The organism is Mycobacterium riyadhense (assembly GCF_963853645.1).
Classification (GTDB): domain Bacteria; phylum Actinomycetota; class Actinomycetes; order Mycobacteriales; family Mycobacteriaceae; genus Mycobacterium; species Mycobacterium riyadhense.
On record NZ_OY970456.1, the window covers coordinates 156,036 to 175,611 of the forward strand.

General features: G+C 63.8%; 16 protein-coding genes and 1 pseudogene. 8 read left to right on the forward strand and 9 right to left on the reverse strand.

From position 1 onward, the window contains the following. Nucleotides 1-109: 109 nt before the first annotated feature. Nucleotides 110-1,150 carry an LLM class F420-dependent oxidoreductase gene (locus tag AADZ78_RS00660; RefSeq protein ID WP_085251461.1) on the forward strand — a complete coding sequence of 347 codons (1,041 nt, stop codon included), beginning with the start codon at nt 110-112 and terminating at the stop codon, nt 1,148-1,150. Here the strand turns inward: AADZ78_RS00660 and AADZ78_RS00665 are convergent. Both AADZ78_RS00665 and AADZ78_RS00670 read right to left on the reverse strand, forming a co-directional pair. Further along, nucleotides 1,147-3,390 (reverse strand): NADP-dependent isocitrate dehydrogenase, encoded by a 2,244-nt coding sequence (locus AADZ78_RS00665; RefSeq protein ID WP_085251460.1) that lies wholly within the window; start codon nt 3,388-3,390, stop codon nt 1,147-1,149. The genes AADZ78_RS00660 and AADZ78_RS00665 overlap by 4 nt on opposite strands. 95 nt (nt 3,391-3,485) lie before the next feature. Further along, nucleotides 3,486-4,100 carry a TetR/AcrR family transcriptional regulator gene (locus tag AADZ78_RS00670; RefSeq protein WP_085251459.1) on the reverse strand — a complete coding sequence of 205 codons (615 nt, stop codon included), beginning with the start codon at nt 4,098-4,100 and terminating at the stop codon, nt 3,486-3,488. A 119-nt stretch (nt 4,101-4,219) separates the two neighbouring features. On the opposite strand from AADZ78_RS00670, the gene AADZ78_RS00675 reads away from it, so the two are divergent. The 3 genes and pseudogenes from AADZ78_RS00675 to AADZ78_RS28855 all read left to right on the forward strand — a co-directional run. After that, nucleotides 4,220-5,131, forward strand: coding sequence for an SDR family NAD(P)-dependent oxidoreductase (locus tag AADZ78_RS00675; RefSeq protein WP_085251458.1), 912 nt, complete (start codon nt 4,220-4,222; stop codon nt 5,129-5,131). A gap of 630 nt (nt 5,132-5,761) precedes the next feature. Continuing rightward, nucleotides 5,762-6,985, forward strand: a complete 1,224-nt coding sequence (locus AADZ78_RS00680) for an IS110 family transposase (protein WP_204080099.1) — start codon at nt 5,762-5,764, stop codon at nt 6,983-6,985. A gap of 575 nt (nt 6,986-7,560) precedes the next feature. Continuing rightward, nucleotides 7,561-7,665: pseudogene (locus AADZ78_RS28855) on the forward strand (hypothetical protein); the annotation flags it as partial. Here AADZ78_RS28855 and AADZ78_RS00685 read toward each other — a convergent pair. The 4 genes from AADZ78_RS00685 to AADZ78_RS00700 are packed head-to-tail and all read right to left on the reverse strand — an operon-like array spanning nt 7,644 to nt 12,844. Then, entirely contained in the window at nt 7,644-8,087 is a 444-nt protein-coding gene (locus tag AADZ78_RS00685) for a hypothetical protein (RefSeq protein WP_239655294.1), read from the reverse strand. The pseudogene AADZ78_RS28855 and the gene AADZ78_RS00685 overlap by 22 nt on opposite strands. Before the next feature lie 13 nt (nt 8,088-8,100). Further along, nucleotides 8,101-9,696, reverse strand: coding sequence for an FAD-binding protein (locus AADZ78_RS00690; RefSeq protein WP_085250353.1), 1,596 nt, complete (start codon nt 9,694-9,696; stop codon nt 8,101-8,103). Nucleotides 9,697-9,719: 23 nt separating this feature from the next. Further along, a complete protein-coding gene (locus AADZ78_RS00695; RefSeq protein ID WP_085250354.1) occupies nt 9,720-11,063 on the reverse strand; it encodes an aromatic ring-hydroxylating oxygenase subunit alpha in 1,344 nt (447 codons plus the stop codon). Nucleotides 11,064-11,083: 20 nt separating this feature from the next. Further along, nucleotides 11,084-12,844 carry an N-acyl-D-amino-acid deacylase family protein gene (locus tag AADZ78_RS00700; protein ID WP_085250355.1) on the reverse strand — a complete coding sequence of 587 codons (1,761 nt, stop codon included), beginning with the start codon at nt 12,842-12,844 and terminating at the stop codon, nt 11,084-11,086. 128 nt (nt 12,845-12,972) lie between these two features. Between AADZ78_RS00700 and AADZ78_RS00705 the strand changes: the two genes are divergently transcribed. Continuing rightward, complete coding sequence (locus AADZ78_RS00705; RefSeq protein ID WP_085250356.1) at nt 12,973-14,421, forward strand: FAD-dependent monooxygenase; 1,449 nt, start codon at nt 12,973-12,975, stop codon at nt 14,419-14,421. Between the two features lie 98 nt (nt 14,422-14,519). On the opposite strand, the gene AADZ78_RS00710 is transcribed toward AADZ78_RS00705, so the two are convergent. Next, entirely contained in the window at nt 14,520-14,960 is a 441-nt protein-coding gene (locus AADZ78_RS00710) for a DUF5078 domain-containing protein (RefSeq protein WP_085250383.1), read from the reverse strand. A 215-nt stretch (nt 14,961-15,175) separates the two neighbouring features. Then, complete coding sequence (locus tag AADZ78_RS00715; protein ID WP_085250357.1) at nt 15,176-15,556, reverse strand: hypothetical protein; 381 nt, start codon at nt 15,554-15,556, stop codon at nt 15,176-15,178. Nucleotides 15,557-15,755: 199 nt separating this feature from the next. On the opposite strand from AADZ78_RS00715, the gene AADZ78_RS00720 reads away from it, so the two are divergent. From AADZ78_RS00720 to AADZ78_RS00730, 3 genes are all read left to right on the forward strand, one after another. Further along, the gene (locus tag AADZ78_RS00720) at nt 15,756-16,805 is read left to right on the forward strand and encodes an ABC transporter permease (RefSeq protein ID WP_085250358.1); all 1,050 of its coding nucleotides are present in this window, start codon (nt 15,756-15,758) and stop codon (nt 16,803-16,805) included. Nucleotides 16,806-16,807: 2 nt separating this feature from the next. Continuing rightward, nucleotides 16,808-17,800 (forward strand): ATP-binding cassette domain-containing protein, encoded by a 993-nt coding sequence (locus AADZ78_RS00725; protein WP_085250359.1) that lies wholly within the window; start codon nt 16,808-16,810, stop codon nt 17,798-17,800. Between the two features lie 67 nt (nt 17,801-17,867). After that, a complete protein-coding gene (locus tag AADZ78_RS00730; protein WP_085250360.1) occupies nt 17,868-18,761 on the forward strand; it encodes a fructose bisphosphate aldolase in 894 nt (297 codons plus the stop codon). Between the two features lie 170 nt (nt 18,762-18,931). Here AADZ78_RS00730 and AADZ78_RS00735 read toward each other — a convergent pair whose 3' ends face one another. Continuing rightward, on the reverse strand, nt 18,932-19,552 hold the full coding sequence (locus AADZ78_RS00735; protein WP_085250361.1) for a hypothetical protein: 621 nt from the start codon (nt 19,550-19,552) through the stop codon (nt 18,932-18,934). Nucleotides 19,553-19,576: the final 24 nt, after the last annotated feature.

The window sequence follows — 19,576 nt, forward strand, 5'->3', positions numbered from 1 at the left end:
AGGCTGTCGAGGATCGCGATGGGGCTGCCATCCAGGCCCGATTCGATCGGATCCAGCGAGTAGCCGTGGTACTAGCCCAAGAGTTCGTCCATGCGAAGGCGGGTTGACCATGCGGATCGGATTGGCCATCAACTATGCAGGTGGCTTCAAAGACGTGGCTGCCGAGGTGGCCGAGCTTGAGCGCGCCGGTTTGGATATTGTCTTTGTCCCCGAGGCGTATTCGTTCGACGCGGTGAGTGCGCTGGGCTATCTGGCCGCCAGCACTGAGCGGCTACAGCTGGCCTCGGGCATCCTGCAGCTGTACACCCGAACACCCACGTTGACCGCGATGACCGCGGCCGGGCTCGACTACGTTTCCGACGGCCGCTTTACGCTCGGTCTGGGCGCCTCCGGCCCGCAAGTCATTGAGGGCTTCCACGGTGTGCCCTATGACGCGCCGATCGCCCGCACCCGCGAAGTCATCGAGATTTGCCGTCAGGTGTGGCGCCGCGAGAACGTGCAATACCGGGGCAGGCATTACACGATTCCGCTGCCCGCCGACCAGGGCACCGGCCTGGGCAAACCGCTCAAGATCATCAATCGCCCTGTCCGGGAACGCATCCCGATACTCGTTGCCGCGCTCGGTCCCAAGAACGTCGAGCTGGCCGCTGAGATCGCCGAGGGTTGGCAACCGATGTTCTTTCTGCCGGAAAAGGCGCAGCAGGTGTGGGGCCAGGCGTTGGCCGCAGGCGGGGCCAAACGCGACCCTGCGCTGGGGGAGCTCGACGTGTTTGCCGGACCGGTGCTGGCGATCGGCGAAAACGTCGAGCCGCTACGCGAATTCGTCAAACCACACCTGGCGCTCTATATCGGCGGTATGGGAGCCAAGGGTAAGAACTTCTACCACGCTCTGGCCACCAAGTATGGCTACGGCCCGGAAGCCGACCGGATCCAAGAGCTTTACCTGGCGGGCGATAAGGACGGCGCCGCCAAGGTCGTGCCCGACGAACTCGCGCGAGACGTCAACCTGATCGGCGCGCCGGGGTTCGTCAAGGAACGGGTGGCGGCGTTCCGTGAGGCCGGGGCGACCACGCTGAACGTGGCGCCCATCGCGGCAACACCCGCCGAGCGGGTCAAGCTGATCGGGATGCTGCGCGAACTGATCGACTAAAACGACTGCGAGGCCGCCGCCAGGGCCGTGTTAAACGTCTTGCTAGGCCGCATCACCGCCGCGGTCTTGTCAGGGTCCGGTGCGTAGTAACCGCCGATGTCCACCTTTTCGCCCTGCGCCTCATTGAGTTCGGCCACGATGACCTCTTCGTTCTTGGTCAACTCATCGGCCAGTGCGGTGAAGTGCTTCTGCAGCTCCTCGTCCTCGGTCTGCGCCGCGAGTTCTTGCGCCCAGTACATGGCGAGATAGAACTGGCTTCCCCGGTTATCCAGCTCACCGGTCTTGCGCGACGGGCTCTTGTTGTTGTCCAGCAGCTTGCCGGTTGCGGCGTCTAGCGTCTTGGCCAGGATCTTGGCCCGCTTGTTGTCGGCTTTGATGCCCATGTCTTCCAGGCTGGCGCCCAGAGCGAGGAACTCACCAAGTGAATCCCAGCGCAGATGGTTTTCCTCCACCAGTTGCTTGACGTGCTTGGGCGCCGAACCGCCCGCCCCCGTTTCGTACATGCCCCCACCGGCCATCAGCGGCACGATGGACAGCATCTTGGCGCTGGTGCCCAGCTCCAGAATGGGGAACAAATCGGTGAGGTAGTCACGCAGGATGTTGCCGGTGGCGGCGATGGTGTCGAGCCCGCGCATCAAGCGTTCCAGGGTGTACCGCATGGCGCGCACCTGCGACATGATCTGGATGTCGAGGCCCTCGGTGTCGTGATCCTTCAGGTATGTCTTGACCTTCTTGATCAGCTCGTTCTCGTGCGGTCGATACGGGTCCAGCCAAAACAACACCGGCATGCCCGACAGACGTGCACGCGTAACCGCCAGTTTGACCCAGTCGCGGATCGGCGCGTCTTTGACTATGGGCATGCGCCAGATGTCGCCGGTTTCGACATTCTGTGTCATCAGCACTTCGCCGGTGGCCAGGTCGACGATGTTGGCGACGCCGTCCTCGGGAATCTCGAAGGTCTTGTCATGTGAGCCGTACTCTTCGGCCTGCTGCGCCATCAGGCCCACGTTGGGGACGGTGCCCATGGTGACCGGATCGAAAGCGCCGTTGGTCTTACAGAAGTTGATGAGTTCTTGGTAGATGCGGGAGAAGGTGGACTCCGGCATTACAGCTTTGGTGTCCTTGGGCCGCCCGTCGGCGCCGTACATCTTGCCGCCCGCACGGATCATGGCGGGCATCGAAGCGTCCACGATCACGTCACTGGGCGAATGGAAGTTCGAGATTCCCTTGGCCGAATCGACCATCGCCAGCTCGGGGCGGTGCTCGTGGCACGCGTGCAGGTCCCGGATGATCTCGTCGTGTTGCGACGCGGGCAGTGCCTCGATCTTGTTGTAGAGATCGACCAACCCGTTGTTGACGTTTATGCCCAATTCGTCGAATAGTTCCTGGTGCTTAGCGAAGGCGTCCTTGTAAAAGACCTTCACGGCGTGGCCGAAGACGATGGGGTGGCTGACCTTCATCATGGTCGCCTTGACGTGCAGCGAGAACATCACGCCGGTCTTGCGGGCGTCCTCCATTTGCTCTTCGTAGAACTCGCACAAGGCTTTCTTACTCATGAACATGCTGTCGATGATGTCGCCCTCGTGCAGCGACACCTCCGGCTTGAGCACGATCGTCGCGCCGCTCTTGGTCACCAGTTCCATCTTCACGTTGCGTGCGCGGTCCAGGGTCAGCGACTTTTCACCGTGATAGAAGTCGCCGTGCTTCATGGTCGCCGCGTGTGTGCGCGAAGCCATTGACCACTCGCCCATGCTGTGTGGGTGTTTACGCGCGTATTCCTTTACCGCCTTAGGAGCACGGCGGTCCGAGTTACCTTCCCGCAGTACGGGATTCACTGCGCTGCCCAGGACATTGGCATAGCGCTTGCGGAGCTCTCGTTCTGCGTCGGTCTTCGGATTCTCCGGATAGTCCGGTAGCTTGTAGCCCTTGCCCTGCAGTTCCTTGATGGCAGCCACGAGCTGCGGCACCGACGCGCTGATGTTCGGCAGCTTGATGATGTTGGTGTCGGGTGACTGCGTTAGCCGGCCCAGTTCGGCAAGGGTGTCGGGCACCCGCTGCTCCTCGGTCAGGCAATCGGGAAACTCGGCCAGGATACGGGCGGCCAGCGAGATGTCACTGGCCTCGATCTTGATGCCCGCCGGCTCGGCGAAGGCGCGCACTATCGGCAGAAAGGCGTAGGTCGCCAGCAGTGGCGCCTCGTCGGTCAGCGTGTAGTGGATGGTCGGCTGCTCGGCGCTCATGGTTGTTCTCCCGGCGTCACTGTCGGTCAGATTTCGAAGGGCTCTGTGCTGCGATGACGACTATCTGACATCGATAGGCCATTGCGTACTCGACCTTACTGATGGCGGTGCCGTCGGGCACGTGCGCCGTCGGGTCGGCTTTCAGAGCGGCTTCCCCGAAGGCCGTCGAGGGCGACATCGGTCACCCGCTCGGCTATGTCAGCGTTATAGCCCTGCATCGCTTGACACCCGACCAGCAGTGCCTTGACCTCTTGCACGCCCACGTCCCGCCGCGCGGTGCCGGCATCCTGAGCGGCGTGCAGCAGATCCGCGAGCAGACCCAAGAAGTCGTCCTCAGCCTGGGGGACTGCGGTGCTGACATCGATCCCGACACCAGCCAATGCCTCGACGAGGCCGCGGTCTGCTGCGCCCCACTGCAACACCATCGACTGGAGGAACGTAAACAGCGCCTCACCCGGCAGCTCGGAGTCAAGCAATGCGTAGCCTTCGTCGATAATGCGGCGCATCCGGTCGGCAATCACCGCCTGAAACAGGGCTTCTTTGGTCGGGAAATGCCGGTACACCGTGCCGGCGCCAACTCCTGCACGCCGGGCGATCTCATCGATCGGCACCGATAAACCCTCGGCGGCAAACGTCTCGTAGGCAACCTCTAGCACGCGGGCCCGGTTACGAGCCGCGTCGGCGCGTACCGGCCGATCGCGCTGCACCAAGTCACAACCTCCTGACGCATTGCTAAACGGCGCATTGCTAAACGGGGCGTTCGTTCCGTATAGTCGGGAGTCAAGCGGAGCGCTCGCCCCGTTTAGTGAATCATAGCGAGGAGTCCCTCATGGCCGAATGGACCGCCAACGACATTCCCGACCAAACCGGCCGCACCGCCGTCATCACCGGAGCTAACACCGGCCTCGGCTTCGAAACCGCAGCCGCGCTCGCTGCCCACGGCGCGCGCGTCGTGCTGGCCGTGCGCAATCTCGACAAGGGTAAGCAGGCCGCGGCGCGCATCGCCGCGGCCACTCCGGGCGCCGAAGTGGACCTGCAAGAGCTCGACTTGACCTCGCTGGAATCGGTGCGGGCCGCCGCGGCGCAGCTGCGGTCCGATCATGAGCGCATCGACTTGCTAATCAACAACGCGGGCGTGATGTACACACCAAAGTCGACGACCGCAGACGGTTTCGAGATGCAGTTCGGCACCAATCATTTGGGCCACTTCGCCTTCACCGGACTACTTCTGGATCGCCTGTTGCCGGTTGCGGGTTCGCGGGTGGTGACCGTCAGCAGCATTGGCCACCGCATCCGCGCCGCAATCCATTTCGACGACCTGCAGTGGGAACGCCGCTACAGCCGGGTCGGGGCCTACGGGCAATCCAAGCTTGCCAATCTGCTGTTCACCTATGAGTTGCAGCGCCGACTGGCCCAGGGCGGACGCACCATCGCGGCGGCGGCTCACCCGGGTGGCTCAAACACCGAGCTGATGCGTAACCTGCCCCGCTTCCTCGCCGCGGCGAGCGTGCTCCTGGAGCCCTTGGCTCAAGACCCCGAGATGGGGGCTCTGCCGACCTTGCGCGCCGCCACCGACCCGGCGGTGCGCGGCGGGGAGTACTACGGACCTGACGGATTCGCGGAGATACGCGGCTACCCAAAGGTCGTGACATCCAGCGCCCAGTCTCACGACGCCGGGCTGCAGCGACGGCTGTGGGCCGTCTCCGAAGAACTCACTGGGGTGGTCTATCCCGTCGGGTGACGTCAGGCGGCGGGCCCCGCGTGAATGTTTCGAGCGCCCTTGACGTCCCGTCGTCCCGATTTGGCTCACGGTTCGCAGTTCGGCATCGCTGGAGCCCGCTGACTTGTGAGTCTGCTTCGGGACGCGTCGAGCGTTGCGCACTAAACCCAGACCTGCGGCGCGGCTGCTGGAGTCTTCCTGGCGTGCCAGCCACTCAAGCGCACCTGGACGCGAAGCAGCGAGCCGCGGCTGCTCCGAACTGTGTTGGCGCGCACCATGACTCAAATTTGGCGCGAGGTTCTGCTCTGGCTGTCTGTATTGCTCTGTAGTCACATCTGAAACTCTGGCCTGTGCCGGAGGCTATGGTCTCGCTGCCCATCTAATGGGAATGGATCGGCTGTAGTCGTTGACCGTGCTTTATGGATGGTCATCGGCGAGGCTGATTGGTGAGCCGCCGGCCGGTGAGCACTATTGCCCACCAGGAACGATTGATTCCTTCGGCGTAGACCGTTGCCCCGGTCCGGTCGTGGGTCACTTGTAGCGCTACTGGGATGTTGTGCCATGCGAGCACTGGACCATTAGGCCGCAGCCGGGTGGCTTCAGGCTCGAACAAAGAGTAGTTCGATCCAGTGAGGAGAAGGTGGTGAGGTGATGTTGTTTGTTGGCGATGACTGGGCCCAAGACCATCACGACGTGTATCTGATGGACGAGGCTGGCGCACGTTTGGCCGCAACGCGATTACCTGAGGGGTTGACCGGGATCGGGCAGTTCCACGAGTTGCTCGCCGAGCATGCCGACGATCCCGGCGAGGTGATCATCGGGATCGAGACCGACCGCGGCATGTGGGTGGGTGCGCTGGTCGCGGCCGGTTATCAGGTGTACGCGGTCAATCCGAGGTCGGTGGCCCGGTACCGGGACCGCCATGGGGTTTCGGGCGCGAAATCCGATGCCGCTGATGCGAAGTTACTGGCCGATCTGGTCCGCACCGACCGCCACAACCACCGCCCACTCAGCGCCGATAGTTCGCAGGGCGACGCGATCCAGGTGCTGGCCCGTGCCCATCAGGGCCTGATCTGGACGCGGGCGCGCCAGTCGGCCACACTGCGCGCCAACTTGTTGCAGTACTATCCGGCGGCCCTAGAAGCGTTGCCCAGTCTGGGCGACCGGGATCGCGACCGCGACGCGCTGGCAGTGCTGGGCCGAGCTCCCACCCCCACACAAGGTGCCCGGTTGAGTCTTAGCAAAATCGGATCGGCGCTTAAAGCCGGTGGGCGCCAACGCAACATCGACGAACGCGCTCGCCAGATCCAAGCGGCCCTGCGCACCGAGCAACTGGCCGCCCCCGAGGCCGTCACACAGGCCTGCGGCGCCATCACCAGCGCCACCGTCAACGTGCTGATCGAACTCACCGATCAGATCAGCCAGTTGGAAACCACGCTGGCTGAGCATTGTGAAAAGCACCCGGACGCCGACATCTACCGCTCCCTGCCAGGACTTGGTGTCATCCTCAGCGCCCGGGTGCTCGGTGAGTTCGGGGACGCCCCGAACCGCTACACCACCGCCAAGTCTCGCAAAAACTACGCCGGCACATCACCGTTGACCGTCGCGTCGGGAAGACAAAAACTGGTGCGGGCCCGCTACGTCCGCAACGACCGCCTCTACGACGCCATCGACCGCTGGGCGTTCGCCGCCCTGCAATGCAGTCCCGGTGTGCGCGCCTACTACGACCAACACCGCGCCGCCGGCGACACCCACCACCAAGCCCTACGGGCCTTGGGTAACCGCCTCGTGGGCATCCTGCACGGTTGTCTACGTCACCAAACCCTCTACAACGAAGACACCGCCTGGGCCCACCGACAACTCACCGCCGCTTGACTCTTCCAACGTACCCGCGACAACTGGGGTTTCTGCAGGTCATTCCCGAAAGTTGAGGGCCGCGCGGTCAAGACCCCACGGCTGCGTTTGTTTTTGCTTGTTTTGAAGCTTCCTGGTCCTGGCTGGGCGGCGTCGAAGTCGGCGTCGGGGTCAAGGTTCGGGCGCAGCCCGACCGCGTAGCGGCCGTAGGGCCTTGACGGCGGCGCCGTTCGGCGCATGCTGTTCAGGGCAAGGGAGATCGAGATCGCTTGTGCTGCTTTCGGCTTTTGGGGTTGACGATATTGGTCGTTGACGCTCTTCAGTGCCCGGTTTGCCGGGTTGCGGCCCAAACCGACAACCCACCGCCGCTTGACTCTTCCAACGCTGGGATGTCTACCCGCGACAACGCGGTTTGTGCAGGTCAACGCCACCTTGGGGCCCGCACGGCCACCACCAACGCGGGCACAACACCGCAGCTCAGGAGATTGTCGCTGCGAGCCGGGCGCATCGGGTGTCCACCGGGCACAGCGACACATGTGACTGTTGTGACGCTGCGATGCGCCCGATCTATGGTGCGCACCAATTTAGGCCAAGACAGGTCTCACGACGCCGGGCTGCAGCGGCGGCTGTGGGCGGTCTCCGAAGAACCCACCGGGGTGGTCTATCCCGTCGGGCGACGTCAGGCGGCGGGCTCCGCGTGAATGTTTCGAGCGCCCTTGACGTTCCGTAGTCCGGAACAATTCACGCAGCCAATGCACCCCACACAGTCGGTGCAGCGTACGCACCCGATGCAGGCGACACATCGTGTGCAGGTGACGCATGCCAGGCATGCCACGCATTCGCGGACCATCACGCATAAGACGGTCAGCAGGCTGCCGATCACCGCGACGCTGCCCGCGGTGGCTGCCGAGCCCGCGACCGCGACGCTGCCCGCGGTCGCGATTGAGCCCGCCACCGCGACGCTGCCCGCGGTGCTGGCCGAACCGGCCACCGCGACGCTGCCCGCAGTCGCCACCGATCCCGCGACCGCAAGACTGTCCGCGGTGGCTATGGAGCCCGCGACTGAGTGGCTGTCGACGACGCCAACCGCCGAACCCAACTCCGAATCCAACGCAACTGTCATAGGCCTCATCATCTCAACCGGATGCCGTCTGAGCGGCGTGCGTCCCGGCACGTCGCCCGGCGAAGACGCAGTCGGCCAGCGATAGCCCGCTGACGTAGGAATTCGAGCAGATCCCGATTGCGGTGCGTCCCGCGCTGAATAGGCCAGGAATCGGCGCGCCGGATTCGTTGACCACAGCTCCAGTGGCCTCATCGACTCGGATACCGCCGAGGGTGAGCATCGGCGTGGGATTGAGCAGGCTTCGCCGCACCGAGATGTTCAGGAGCGTATAGGGTGGCTGCGATATCGGGCGAACAAATTCGGCAGGTTTCCCGGCTGGGTCCGGCGCCTCGGAGTCAAAGGCATCGTTGTGCGTTTTGACCGTCGCCGAGAGTCCTTCTGGATCAATGCCGGCAGCCAATGCGACTCCACGCACAGAGGAAGCCTTTACCGAGTCCGCACACATCAGCGCCGCGGACTGCGCGCGCTGAAACCACAATGGCTGCCTGATCATTTGGCGTCGAGCCGCTCGCATCAGCGCGGCATCGGCGAGCAGCCATCCCTTACCGTTGTGGTTTCGCAGCATGGCCTGCCCGACCGCCGCGCCGTATCGGCTCTCGTCGATGATGCGCTGCCCCCGCTCATCGACGATGATGGCGCTGATGAATGCGCTCGGCGGCGTGATGAAGCGCCAAGCCGAAATGTTGTTCATCCGCTCTACGACCGCACCGGCGCTCTGCGCAAGCGCGATGCCGCTGCCATCGTCACCGCTGGTCCCCAATTGGAGCCCATTGACGTATTGCGGCGCAAACCGGTGGATCCATTCGGTGTTTGCGATAAAGCCGCCGGCGCAGATGATTACCGCGCGTCGCGCGTGGACCCGCACCGGCCGCGCGTAGCGTTGCTCGAGCCTACGGAGGCGGTGTTCCATCAACCGGCGCAGCGGTGGGTAGTAGATGCCGGGTTTGGCCGAAAGGGCCGCCAGCTCGGCGTACCACCGGCGGATACGCGGCGGAGCGTAGTTCATTGTGATCGTGTCCACCCCGGTGACCCGGCCGGACGAATCCTGGACCAGCCGCGTCACGACGGTGTGCGGGCGAAACCGAACACCAAGGGCCAGTGCAGATTTAGCCAGCGGCCCGTACAGCTTCTTACCGGAGGTGCCCCTTCCCTTCACACGGTGTCCGCGCTGCACGGGCGGGGTGTGGCAGCGGAATGCTCCGGCATTTTCGTTGCCCGAGTGATACAGGTAGTAGCGATTGTTGGGAAAGGATGTCTTGTAGGGACACAACGTGGAATCGAATGGGACGCCGTATTTGATCAGCCAGTCAATCATTTCCGGGCTGTCGCGCACGAATGCTGCCAAGGTCTCGTCGCTGACGGCGTCGCCCACTTCGAGGCGAAGGTAGGTCAGCATCTGCTCGAAGTTATCGCTGACACCGGCCTGGTTCTGAACTGTCGTGCCGGCGCCGGCGTAGATAATTCCGCCCGACATTGCGGTGGCACCGCCGCCGTTGGCACGGTCTAGCGCGACGACGTCGGCGCCCTGTTCGCGGGCGGCGATGGCCGCGCATGCACCCGCCGCGCCAAAGCCGACCACCACAACGTCGGCGGAATCTTCAACGGTCACGGGGTCTAACTGTAGACCGCTACCTACGCCGGCACCGAGGGTCCGCCGTCGGCCATCCGCTCGGATACGGGTAGGTCGAGGTAACGCTCGAGGTTGCGGTGCATGTTGATCACGCGTCGCTCCTCACTGGACAGCATCAGGTGGGTGAAGCCGGGTTGGTGCAGGCCGCGCTGTAAGCCCGGGAGCACCTGGATGTCTTGTGTAAGAACGACACCCGGCTCTGCTTCCGCGGCGGACATTCGCAGGTCCGTCGGCTTGTGGCGCGGCGCGCCGGGCGGCAGCCGTGTCATCAGGAACATGACCAGCTCGCCATGATCGGGATCGGGGCCGGGCCTCGAGCACATGATCGTCAAGTGGTCGGCGTTGGCCAAAAAGGTCATGTTGGGGAACACATTGTACTGGTGCAGCCGGGTAATCCGGTCGGTGTCGGCCCAGTCGAGATCGACTCCGCGGGTAGCCGCAAACGCTCTGGTGCGTGCCGCAATCACGTCCTGAACCGTCTGCCCGGGACGGCGTTCGTCCGCGGGGAACGGGGTGCCTTCGGCTGTACCCATGAGCGCGCCTTGCGTGTAAACGTAGGCGTCCCACACTTCTTCGTCGCTCAACGCGCCGTCAAAGCGTGGGCTCTGGACGCCGTACGGCTGATCGGACTTGCCGGTGTGGCCCCAGATCCGTTGTGGTGCATGGACATCGTCGACGCAGCGCAGCAACTCCGGATGCAGTGTTTGAATATGGTAGGTCTCGCTGTAGCCATCCGCGATGGTCTTCCAATTGGCCTCGACCTCGACCGTAAGCGTGGCGTAGCAGCGGAATTCGCCGAGTTTGCACCAGGCGATGTCGTCGGGCACCTCCTCCAGGTACTCGAGCAACGGCATCGCGTTGACGTCGAGGTTGACGAAGACAAGACCCTCCCACACCTCGACCCGCGCCGGCACCAGCGGGAAATCGGACATTCGCAGTGAGCCGAAGCCCTTGCGGTTAGGCACTCGTCTAAGTACACCCGCCAGATCCCACGTCCAGCCGTGGTAGCCGCATTTGATCTCGCGCAGTCCCGAGCCCGAGCCCACGCATAGCGAATTGCCGCGGTGGCGACAGGCATTCTGGAATGCGCGCAGTGCACCGTCGTCATCGCGGACGATCAGGACTCCGTATGGCCCACAGCGGTATTCGAAGTAGTCACCCGGTTGCCCAACGTGGTCGACCATGCAGGCGATCTGCCACACCTTCGGCCACATCCGTTCGACCTCCAGCGCGGCGAACGCCGGAGAGTAATAGCGCTCGGCCGGCACCAGCGTCGGCGATGCGGGCGGGGTGCCGATCGCGTCCTCGTCGCGGGTGCGGGTCGGATTGCCGGCAGCTGCTTTCATGGGCGTTCCATGGCGTGCCGTTAACGCGCCCCGCGCACCAGACGGCCGGGACGTGCCCCGGTGTCGACACCGTTGCGGCGGGTAACCGTTCCGCTGACGATCGTCGCCGCGTATCCGCTTGCGCCCTGCAGGATTCGGCGCCCACCGGCCGGCAGATCGTAGGCCATGGCCGCGGGATGCAGTGTCAATGCGTCCATGTCGATCACATTGATGTCGGCCTTCTTGCCGACCTCGATCGTGCCCCGGTCGGTGAGACCGAACAGCTGGGCCGTGTCGTGGGACTGTTTGCGGATCACGTATTCCAGCGGCAGCTTCTCGCCCCGGTGCCGGTCCCGCGCCCAGTGAGTCAGCAGGAACGTGGGATAGGAAGCGTCACATATCATTCCGCAATGCGCGCCCCCGTCGGACAGCCCCAGCACGCCGGCGGGATGCAGCATCATCTCCCGGATCGCGTCGTGGTTGCCGTCGGCGTAGTTGAACAGCGGCAGCATCAACATGGCGGTGGCGTTCGACTCGAGCATGAGGTCGTAGAGGGTCGCCAGCGGATCTTCGCCGCGCGCCCTGGCGATCGCGGCAACGGTGCGATCGGGTGTCGGCTCGTAGTCTGGCGGGTCACCGAGCGCATAGAGACGATCCAGCGAGTGCTGCACGAAGGCGAACATGCCGTCGAACAGCACGGTTGGGTCGATGGGCAGGTCGTCTTCGGACAGGATCGCGGCCTTGACCGTGGGGTCTGCGAGGCGCCGCGCGAGCTCTTCGCGGCCGCATTCTTCCTTGAGCCGACGGTAGGTGGGCCGATGGCTGAAGCCGTGATGACCGGCAAATCCGATCATCATTCCGAAGGGACGCGCCGCGATCTGCGGATACAGCCGACTGCCTGCCGCATGTGCGTCGGCCGAGAGGTCCAGCTGCTCTCGCCAGAGGTTCGGGTCGGCATCCACTTGGATGAGAGCGAACGAGAGCGGTCGGTCGATTTCACCGCCCAACCGGCGCATCCATTCCAGTTCCTTTTTCGGGCCGACGATGTCCTCGCCAGCGGCGCCTTGTGGGGCGAGCTCGAAGACGCCCTGTCCACCGGCCGCCATGGCGCGGCCAAGGCCGAACAACTCCTCCTCGGCGGCGAACGTGCCGGGCACGGGTTCGCCGTCCATCGCCCGGTGAGCCAGCGTGCGGGACGTCGAAAACCCAAGCGCGCCAGCTTCCATCGCTTCGGTAACCAGCCGGCTCATTGCGGCAATGTCGTCGGGCGTAGCGGGTTCGTTGCGGGCGCCGCGCTCACCCATCGCGTAGCCGCGAACCGCGCCGTGGGCGATCTGGCTGCCGACGTCGATCGAAAACTTCTGGTTGCCAATAGCATCGAGGTACTCGGGATAGGTCTCCCAGCCCCAGGTGATCCCCTCGGTGAGTGCGGTACCCGGAATGTCTTCCACACCTTCCATCAACTTGATCAGCCACTCCTCGGTACCGGGCCGCACCGGGGCAAAACCGACGCCGCAGTTGCCGGTGACCACTGTCGTGACCCCATGACCGCTGGAGGGCTCCAGCATGCTGTCCCAGCTCACTTGACCGTCGTAGTGGGTGTGAATGTCGACGAAGCCGGGCGCCACCACATGACCGGTGGCGTCGATTGTCTGCGCCGCCTCGCCGGCCATCGTGGGGTCGTTGGCATCGCGGCGGCCGACCTCGACGATCGTGCCGTCCTTGATTCCGATGTCGGCTTGAAAGCGCGGCGCGCCGGTGCCGTCGACGACAGTGCCGCCGATGATCTTCAGGTCGAACATGATTTCCTCTGAATCGTTATTACGCTACGCGTAGTAGCGTATGTCTTAACCGTATGCGCCGCCGGCGATCGAGTCAATGAATCGCGAACTGCTATTGCTGCACAGGGGGTACCGCGATTGGAGCGTGGATGCGTGAACACGCTGTAGTGATCGCAGGCGCCGGCCCGACCGGGCTGATGCTGGCCGGCGAACTGGCACTCGCGGGAGCCGACGTCGCTGTGGTCGAGCGACGCACCGCGCGCGATCTGACTGGTTCGCGCGCTGGTGGCCTGTCGCCGCGAACTATCGAGGTGCTCGATCAGCGTGGCATCGCCGACCGGTTTCTCGCCGAAGGCACTATCGGCCAATATGGCCACTTCTCAGGGATATTCTTTGACGTCTCCGACTTGCCGACCCGGCACAATTACGGGCTCGGACTGCTGCAATACCGCGTCGAGAACATCCTTGCCGAGTGGATCGCCGAGCTGGGCGTGCCCATTCACTACGGCCGGGTGGTCACCGGCTTCACCCAAGACTCCGCCGGTGTCGACGTCACAGTGTCGGACGGGACGACGCTGCGAGCCACATACCTCGTGGGGTGCGACGGAGGCCGCAGTTTGATTCGTAAGACGGCCGGCATCGCATTCCCCGGATGGGATCCCTCCACCAGCTGCCTGGTCGCCGACGTCAAGATGACCGAGAAGCCACCCTTGGGGCTGCATCGGGACGGCGGATTTCACTCGTTCTTCGAATTCGAAGGCGAAGACACCATACGGGTGATGGTGACCGAACCGCACGTCGGAACCACCGGCGAACCCGCTCTGGCCGACATTAGCAACGCGCTCACCGCTGCGCGTGGCACCGATTATGGATTACGCAGTGCCACTTGGATTTCCCGTTTCACCGATGCAACACGGCAGGCCGCAACCTACCGCGATCGGCGGGTGCTGCTGGCCGGAGACGCTGCACATATCCACTTTCCGATCGGCGGGCAAGGTCTCAACACGGGGATACAGGACGCGGTGAACCTGGGGTGGAAACTGGCTCAAGTCGTCAACGGCACGTCCGGTGCCGAACTGCTCGACACATATCACGCCGAGCGACATCCCGTCGCCGCCCGGGTGCTGCACAACACCATGGCCCAAACCGCACTCAACGGGCCCGGTGAACGCATCGACGCACTGCGCGACACCGTGGCCGAACTTCTCGGCATGAAGGAACCTCGCACACGGATCGCCGAGATGATGTGCGGCCTTGACATCCATTACGACTGCGGCGCGGGCCACCCGCTCCTTGGTCGCCGCATGCCGGACCTCGACCTGGGAACCCCCGACGGTTTCACGAGGCTGTTCACGCTCCTGCATCAGGCCCGGGGGCTACTTCTGAACTTCGGTTGCCCGTGGGATTTTGACGTCACGCGCTGGGCCCATCGGGTATCGGCACTCGACGCCCACTACACCGGAGGCTGGCAACTCCCGGTGTTCGGCGAGGTCGCAGCCCCCGATGCGGTGTTGGTCCGACCCGACGGTTACGTCGCTTGGGTGGGCGACAGTACCACCTCAGGACTGCCTGAAGCGCTCGAGACGTGGTTCGCGTAACCCGCACCGTGGTCGGCGGGCATCGCGGGTAATGCGCTCCGATGCAGCGGTTTTGGCGATGGCGCGGCCACTGTCACCGCGACGGAGGTCCGGAAGATCTATGCCCAGTTCCATACCGACATGTCGCCCGCGGGGTAGTTGTTGCAGGCCTCGGTGGACTTGGCGACGACGCCCTTGTTATTGAAGAAGATTTTCATGTGGTTGGGCCACGCGAACCACAGTGGGTCGCCGTTGTAGAAGTGTTCGGAGTAATCCCGGCGGTCGGCGGCGGACAGCGAGAAAAACCAGTGCGCCTTGTCTTGGACGGCTTGCTGGACGTTGGGGTGGTTGTTGTAGTCGATCATGTAGCGCTGGTAGTAGACCGGGCTGGTGTCCCTGGTTGCCGCCAGGATCTGTTCGGCGTCGCAGGTGGTTGCGATCATCCTGCGGGGAATCGGGAAGTCCTCCGTGGAATCGGCGGCGGCGATCTTAGGTTCGGCCGTGGCGCCGATGACGAGGATCACCAACAGGGCCCCAAGCAGGGCTACATAGCGGGCTATGGATATCGGGCCGGATCGCGACCCCAAGACTTTATTGCACACGGCAGGAGATTCCTCTCGGCCAAACTGATTGGGGGCTTAATAGTTTTCGGTTGACCGAAGTCAGTTCGCAGGTTTGTGAGCTGAATTTAGCCTTGTGATCGCGGCGAGGCCATGGACACAATCGCCGGTTCAACCCCGCTGCGTTCGACAGTCTGCACAAGCCGGCAACGGGCTCACCACGGCGAGGACTGCTGGGTCAAGTTTACAAACACGTATGCCATGCAGAACAGGAAGTTCAGCACCACGAGGACCAGGCCCGCGAATATCGCCGAGCGTGTGCTGCGGCGTTTGAGTTGATTGAATTTCGCGACGCGCTTTTCATGCAGGAGCCGGGTCGCTATGAACGCGAAATTGACGTCGGTCAATTCGCAGGCGGAGGCGGGCATTCCCGCCAACATCTGTTGCAGGCGCTTCGGCGGGACTTTGACGCCGACGCCAACGAAGCGCCGGCTAAGCCTGCGGGCCTGCCTGTGACTAAGAAGCTGATCTCGCATGCGCAGCTGATGCGAGAGATACCTTCGTTCGTCGCCCCAGGGGTTCGACGGGGTCGTCACACGGGGATTCTAGTTCTCTCGGGCGCAATTCGTGCGGTCCGCGACGATTTCCGAACATGCCGTCGAAAAATTTCGAACCGCACAACAAGCCGCGTGGGCTGCACCCTGTGATCGAGTTGATCCCCGGGTGGTCGCGGCTCGCTGCTACTCAACCGGACAGACTTGCCCGAAACGAGGTAGGCGTTGGTAGCGTCGGGGAATGCTGTTTGCTGCGTTGCGTGACATGCAATGGCGAAAGCGCCGCCTCGTCATCGCGATCGTCAGCACCGGACTGATCTTCGGGATGACGCTCGTATTGACTGGACTCGCGAACGGCTTTCGGGTCGAGGCCCGGAACACCGTCGATTCGCTGGGTGTCGACGCATTTGTGGTCAAAGCCGGCGCTGCCGGACCATTCCTGGGTTCGACACCGTTCCCAGACGTCGACCTGGGCCGGATAGCCGCCACTCCCGGTGTCGTTGCTGCGGCCCCACTGGGCTGCGTGGGCACGATCATGAAGGAAGGCATGTCGGGGCGAAACGTCACGGCCTTCGGCGCGCCTGAGCACGGACCCGGAATGCCGCAGGTCTCGGAGGGCCGGGCGCCGTCGGGGCCGGGAGAGGTCGCGGTGTCCAGCACGCTGGGCCGGCGCATCGGCGACACCATTCAGATCGGCGCGCACACGTTACGGATCGTCGGTATCGTGCCGAATTCGACTGCGTTGGCCAAAATTCCGAATGTGTTCCTCACGACTCAAGGCCTCCAGCAGGTGTCGTACAACGGCCAGCCGATGGTTACCTCGATCGGCATCGTCGGCACGGACCGACAGGTGCCGGACGGCTACCAGACCTACGATCGAGCGGGCGCTGTTAGCGACCTGTTGCGCCCGCTGCGGGTTGCGGTGAATTCGATTTCGATCGTCGCTGTCTTGCTGTGGATCGTGGCGGCACTGATCGTCGGATCGGTCGTGTACCTTTCCGCGCTCGAGCGTCTGCGCGACTTCGCGGTGTTCAAGGCGATAGGCACGCCGACGCGTTCGATCATGGCTGGACTCGCGTTGCAGGCATTGGTCGTCTCGCTGGTCGCTGCGATCGTGGGCGTCGTCCTATCGAAGCTGCTCGCGCCGCTGTTCCCGATGATCGTCGCGGTGCCGGTGGGTGCGTACCTAGCGCTGCCGGGGGTCGCGATCGTGATCGGTCTGGTCGCCAGCCTTGCGGGGCTAAGACGCGTCGTGGCGGTCGATCCCGCGCTCGCGTTCGGAGGTCCCTAGCCGTGGGGGATCTCAGCATTCAGAACCTCGTCGTCGAGTACTACAGCGGCGGATACGCACTGCGGCCGATCAACGGTTTGAACCTCGACGTCGAAGCCGGGTCGTTGGTGCTGTTGCTCGGGCCCAGCGGCTGCGGGAAGACCACGCTGCTGTCCTGCCTCGGCGGCATCCTGCGGCCAAAGTCCGGGGCGATCAAATTCGAGGACGTCGACATCACGACTCTGGAGGGCCCCGCGCTGGCGAAGTACCGGCGCGACAAGGTGGGCATCGTCTTCCAGGCGTTCAATCTCGTGCCCAGCCTCAGCGCCATCGAGAACGTGATGGTTCCACTGCGCTCGGCCGGGTGGTCGCGCTCGGCCTCGCGCAAGCGAGCCGAGGAATTGCTGAACCGCGTGAATCTTGCGGAGCGGATGAAGCATCGACCGGGCGACCTCAGCGGCGGGCAGCAACAACGCGTCGCGGTCGCACGTGCTATCGCACTGGATCCTCCACTGATCCTCGCCGATGAACCCACCGCACACCTCGACTTCATCCAGGTCGAGGAGGTGCTGAGGCTGATCCGCGAACTCGCCGACGGTGACCGTGTGGTGGTGGTTGCGACCCACGACAGCCGGATGCTGCCGATGGCCGATCGCGTCGTTGAGCTGGCACCCGATTTCGCCGACACGAATCGAGAGCCCGAAACGGTGCAACTGAAGGCCGGTGAAGTGCTGTTCGAACAGAGCACGATGGGCGATCTGATCTACGTGGTGTCCGACGGCGAGTTTGACATCGTGCACGAATTGGCTGACGGCGGTGAGGAATTGGTCAAAGTCGCCGGGCAGGGCGATTACTTCGGTGAGATGGGCGTGCTATTTCACCTGCCTCGCTCGGCGACCGTGCGCGCCCGCACCGACGCGACAGCCGTCGGCTACACGGCACAGGCGTTTCGTGAGCGACTCGGTGGAGGAGGTCTGCGCGATCTGATCGAGCACCGCGCGCTGCCAAGCGACTAATCCAGCACCGGCCGCACGAGTTGCGGCCGACTACGATCGGCAATGCCACACGGGAGCGGAGAATTCCATGGCGAACGAAACGCAAGCGGACCGGATGACGTCGGGCAAGGGATTCATCGCAGCGCTCGACCAAAGCGGTGGCTCGACGCCAAAGGCGCTGCGCCTGTACGGCATCGAAGACAACGCGTACTCCTCCGAGAAGGAGATGTTCGACCTCATTCACCAGATGCGATCGCGGATCATCACCTCCCCGGTGTTCAACGGCGACCGGGTGCTCGCATCGATCCTGTTCGAGCAGACCATGGACCGCGAGATCGGGCGCCAGCCGTCGACCACCTACCTATGGGAGACCAAGGGGGTGGTGCCTGTCCTCAAAATCGATAAGGGACTTGCCGAGATGTCCGACGATGTGCAGCTGATGAAGCCGATACCTGGGCTGGACGAGCTGCTGGAGCGGGCGGTACGCAAGGGCGTTTTCGGAACTAAGGCACGGTCGGTGATCGGCGGCGCCAACGCCGCCGGCATCGCGGCGGTGGTCGCCCAGCAGTTCGAGGTAGGCCGCCGGGTGCTGTCGCACGGACTGGTACCCATCCTCGAGCCCGAGGTCACCATCTCGATCGCCGACAAGGCGCAGGCCGAGGACATCTTGCGCGATGAAATCACCAAAAAACTTGAAGCCGTGCCGCACGGGCAGCGCGTGATGCTCAAGTTGAGTTTGCCGAGCGAGGTCAACCATTACCGTTCTCTGGTCGAACATCCGAAGGTGATGCGGGTGGTGGCGCTCTCCGGCGGCTACTCGCGGGAGGAGGCCAACAAGCTGCTGGCGAAGAACACAGGAGTGATTGCCAGCTTCAGCCGTGCGTTGACCGAGGGACTCCTCGTCGGCCAGTCAGATGAGCAGTTCAACGCCACCCTGGACCAGGCGATCCAGTCGATCTACGAGGCCTCAGTCGCCGGCTGAAACCACAGCGCAAGTGGCAGAAGACGTTTCGGGCCGTGTCTGTGCCAACCAGCAACGCCCGACGTCTGGCGAGGCTTCGCCGAACGTACACCGATCGCGAAAAATAGGCCGAGATTTCGCGGTGAGTGCACGCTGGGCGCGCTGAGGGCCTCGGTCACCAGCGTCACCGATCATGCCCAGCCGGCCCGGCCGGTGCTTTCAGTGCTTTCGGCGTCGGCCTTGATCCTCCTCAACGTTGCCCGCATGATGTGCCCCACGAAGGGGCGGATCAACCACCAGTAGCGCCGGAAGTGCCGCCGTGATTCGGGATCCGTTGTGACGGTGCGGCATTCGTAGCTGAGCAGGGTGGAGTGCTCCCCATAGGGCCGTACGGAGAAGTTGGCGGCGATCTTGGCCCAGCCGGGTTCAGCGAAGCTGGCGAAGTCGTTCAGGGGAATGTCGCGCCATTCGATGACCGGCCGCCAGAACCGCCAGAACCGCCCGACGGCGCCGAAGGCGACCTCGCGATCGGGGTGTGCGCCGAGTAGTAGCCAGCCGGGCAGACCCAGCCCCTCGCCGATGACGAGTCGGAGCACAGGTGGCGTTGCGGTCCCGAATATGCGTATCGGCAAGCTGCGGACCCAGAACGACACCGCCACCAGCGGCGTGCGAACGGTGAGCAAGTCCAGTGTTTTCGCGGCATCGAACGTGGTGGCCGGGTCGGCATCGACCACCATGTGCTCGGTGATCACTGTGTCGAACGTCGGCAGTGCCGATTCGATGAGCGTGCGATGCGTGTCGGTCGTCGTCATGATGCGATCGTGCTCGTGACCCGG

Excerpts from the sequence above, each read along its gene's own strand:
- AADZ78_RS00730 (WP_085250360.1), top strand. The coding sequence starts at position 17,868 with ATGGCGAACGAAACGCAAGCGGACCGGATGACGTCGGGCAAGGGATTC.
- AADZ78_RS00665 (WP_085251460.1), bottom strand. The coding sequence starts at position 3,390 with ATGAGCGCCGAGCAGCCGACCATCCACTACACGCTGACCGACGAGGCG.
- AADZ78_RS00685 (WP_239655294.1), bottom strand. The coding sequence starts at position 8,087 with ATGACAGTTGCGTTGGATTCGGAGTTGGGTTCGGCGGTTGGCGTCGTC.
- AADZ78_RS00680 (WP_204080099.1), top strand. The coding sequence starts at position 5,762 with ATGTTGTTTGTTGGCGATGACTGGGCCCAAGACCATCACGACGTGTAT.
- AADZ78_RS00720 (WP_085250358.1), top strand. The coding sequence starts at position 15,756 with ATGCTGTTTGCTGCGTTGCGTGACATGCAATGGCGAAAGCGCCGCCTC.
- AADZ78_RS00705 (WP_085250356.1), top strand. The coding sequence starts at position 12,973 with ATGCGTGAACACGCTGTAGTGATCGCAGGCGCCGGCCCGACCGGGCTG.
- AADZ78_RS00735 (WP_085250361.1), bottom strand. The coding sequence starts at position 19,552 with ATGACGACGACCGACACGCATCGCACGCTCATCGAATCGGCACTGCCG.
- AADZ78_RS00695 (WP_085250354.1), bottom strand. The coding sequence starts at position 11,063 with ATGAAAGCAGCTGCCGGCAATCCGACCCGCACCCGCGACGAGGACGCG.
- AADZ78_RS00675 (WP_085251458.1), top strand. The coding sequence starts at position 4,220 with ATGGCCGAATGGACCGCCAACGACATTCCCGACCAAACCGGCCGCACC.
- AADZ78_RS00700 (WP_085250355.1), bottom strand. The coding sequence starts at position 12,844 with ATGTTCGACCTGAAGATCATCGGCGGCACTGTCGTCGACGGCACCGGC.
- AADZ78_RS00660 (WP_085251461.1), top strand. The coding sequence starts at position 110 with ATGCGGATCGGATTGGCCATCAACTATGCAGGTGGCTTCAAAGACGTG.